At 50.3% G+C, this 3139-nt stretch carries 2 protein-coding genes; both read right to left on the bottom strand.

All coding sequences use genetic code 11. The features are described from left to right. Positions 1-2347: TonB-dependent receptor (locus WBV75_RS00160; protein WP_424118644.1), on the bottom strand; the 2347-nt coding region annotated here is incomplete at its 3' end. A gap of 240 nt (positions 2348-2587) precedes the next feature. After that, on the bottom strand, positions 2588-3139 hold a 552-nt coding region (locus WBV75_RS00155), incomplete at its 5' end, for an HDIG domain-containing metalloprotein (protein WP_424118643.1).

Raw genomic sequence — 3139 nt, 5'->3', positions numbered from 1 at the left:
GTTCGGGATGTGCTGGTTTCTTAAACCGGATTACGGCTTCTCCATTCTTATCTGTTTCCAAAGACGGGTTCCAGTAAAGCGTCGGCAGTTCGGTTTTTCTAAGCCTCCGGTCCTTTTCGCGTTCGGCCATATAAGTTTCAAAACTAGGGGCGGGTTCATACCCTTTAAAATTGAGTCCGCCGTCTTTCCGGTTGACGTAGTCCAGAAAATTGCCACTGCGGGTGTAAACGATCAAGACGCCCGTAGGGGCTTGTACCCCGAATACCGCTGCCTGCCCCGCATCGATGATAAATTCAATTCGAAGGATATCCAATGGCGTGATAAAAGTTAGAGGCGAAAGTGCCGGATCATCGAATCTAATAATCTGACCATCTACTACCCAAAGCGGTTCACCCCCGCCCCGTCGGTTATGATATACCACGGGAAGCGTTCCTCCACCTGTCATAAGAATCTGTACACCGGGTATTTGTCGCAACAGCTGTTCCATTGGCAAGGGAATGTCCGGATCCTGATATACGACGTCAAAGCGATTGGGCTGAATCCCATACAGGCTGGGGACACTTTCCTGCTCCTGCTTGCGCTTGTCAATAACCGTAGCCTCATTTAATTTTATGATTCCTGTGGTATCGAAAGGGATAGGAGGGGTCGACTCCACAAATTCCTTTTTACGTTGTGTTTTACGGTAGATTTTACTCTCGACAACTTCCTTTACTCCTTCAGATTCTTCTTCTACCTCTTTTGCTTGTTTTGTTACATCACGGCTGGGTTTGGAGGGCTCCTCAATCGGCAGCAACTTTACAAGGCGCTCGGTCTGTTCTTCACCTTGGGTTCTGAAAATAAACCGCGTATCCCCGGTCACATCGATACCCTTTACGTGCAGCACACCTGCTGCATCCGTTTCCAGTTCGCGAATGACCAGGTTGGAATTGGAGGAAGCCATCATCTGGATTTTTGTGTTGGCCAGTAGGCGGTTGTCCAGATCATAGACTGTACCGTGAAGCTCAAGGCTCCGCTCTACCGGATAACGAATCTCTGAGGGGAGCTCCTTCTCCAGGCTTTCCGAGGCCAGGCTTTGTGCTTTGAGATCCTCCAGAAAGCGGATGCTCCGCTCGTCCGGGAGTTCCGCATCAATAGCAATGGGCTTCAGGTACTGTTCAATACCCATTTTGGAATGTGGTGGCTGCGTATTCACGGCCGCTGAAAGATCGGTCTGTACCGGATTACCCTCTGCATCAGTAACCTTTATCCGAAAAGCCATCTCCCCCTCTTTGGTACGTTTGGAATTCAGGGGTCGGGCCTCAATAGTCAGCTGTTCCCTGGAATCGATCCATACCGGGCGCTCCGCCCAGGCTACCTGATCCATTCCGGTGAGAGAGAACGTCATCAGTCCCTGAGGGAGGGCTGCCTTGGAAATATCCAGGGCGGCTGAACCTTCTTCAAACTCGAGGACATGCACAAAATAGGATTGGCCCTCCTTCTTACCCTCTAAAACCACAGGGGCGCCTTCCATGGATTCCGTAGCGCGTACTTCGATCCGTATTTTTTCCGGGGAGAGGGTATTCACGCGCAGCGCATACCCTTCATCCAATATCTCAGGGAGCGCACTGGCCGACCCTTTTGCAGGTTGGAAGGAATAGGTTTTTCCTGCCTCGGGCTGAAAAATCGCCAACCCATAGCCTTTGGCATAGGACTGCACCTCCGCCACCTTTTGACCCGTTCCATCTACAATACTGCCCGCTACAGGGCTGTAATCCCCATTCAGGGATTGTGAAGTTAAAACCAAGCGGTTGGGGATCCCGGCCATAAGCCGGCCTCCTTCGGGATAGAATTCCAGGCGACGTTCGCCAATGTTTTCCACAGCACCCTGTACTTCCGAATCCTCCCCTACCCTAATGGTTTTGCGGTAGAACTGCTGCTCTCCATAATTCTTCATCCAACGCGTATAGGCTAAGACTTCATAAGGGCCGTCTTTTAATTTTTTTGGGAGTTTTAAAACTCCTTCCCCGGAACCTTGTTCCACCGGATGGTACTGCGTACTGACCAGGGCGTTCTCGGAATCCCTGAGTTCCAGGCGGAGCACCCCACTGGGGCTAAAACGCTTTTGGGTGGGACCGTTGAACACATAAGCTTTGAAAAAAATGGCTTCTCCGGCCTCGGCCTGTTCCCGGTCCATATGCAGGTAGACCCGCTCTTCCCATACCGCCAGGGAATCGGCTACAGTCCTGTCCTGAAAAACCATTTCAGCTGTAGAAAACCCACTAAATTCAGGTGCCTGGCTATCTCCCTGGGCGTATGAAATTGAAGATAAACTTAAGGCGGTGGCGAGGAGGAGGATGTTCTTTTTCATAGTGAATGGCTTTATGTGGTCTTCTTAAAAATAAGACCTGAATGTTAAATTTCCAATTGCTTTAGGATCGAATTAACAGTTCTATCACAACGCTTAGCCCCAAAAGGACAGGGCTTTACAAAGGAATACGGGCTTGGGGAACGCCTGGAAAAATCAATTTCTTGTCGATCCTTTACTGCCAAAGAACAGACAATTATCGTGCCGTAAGCAGGCTGTAACTACAAGGCAAGTCGTAGGTGTTTACTCGGGATATTCCACGCGAAGGTGGTAGATATTGGTCAGGCGCTGCTTCAAAACCTTTTTTATCGACTCGATGTCCTTAAAGGTAATATCGGCATTGAGGAATTGGCCTGCCTGCATTTGGCCATCTATGATGCGCTCTACGAATGAGTCGATCATCGGATAGGTGGGGTTTACCAGGCTTTTGGAAGCCGCCTCTACGGCGTCGGACATCATCAGGATTGCGGTTTCCTTTGAGAATGGCGTCGGCCCGGGATATCGGAAGTTTTCCTCCTTGGTATCTTCAGGGTGTTCTTCCATGGATTTCTTGTAGAAGTAGTACACCAGGGTGGTTCCGTGATGGGTCCGGATGAAGTCGATCACCCGGTCCGGGAGCTTATTCTTCCGGGCCATTTCAATACCTTCGATAACGTGCCGGATGATAATATCTGCACTCCTTTCAGGGTCCAGATCGTCGTGGGGGTTGCTATTGGTCGTTTGGTTTTCGGTAAAGTAGGTCGGGTCGTTCATCTTGCCGATATCGTGGTACAGCGCCCCTACCCGCACCAGCAT

The organism is Robiginitalea sp. (genome assembly GCF_049588695.1).
Classification (GTDB): domain Bacteria; phylum Bacteroidota; class Bacteroidia; order Flavobacteriales; family Flavobacteriaceae; genus Robiginitalea.
This window is presented reverse-complemented; position numbering and strand designations above follow the sequence as displayed.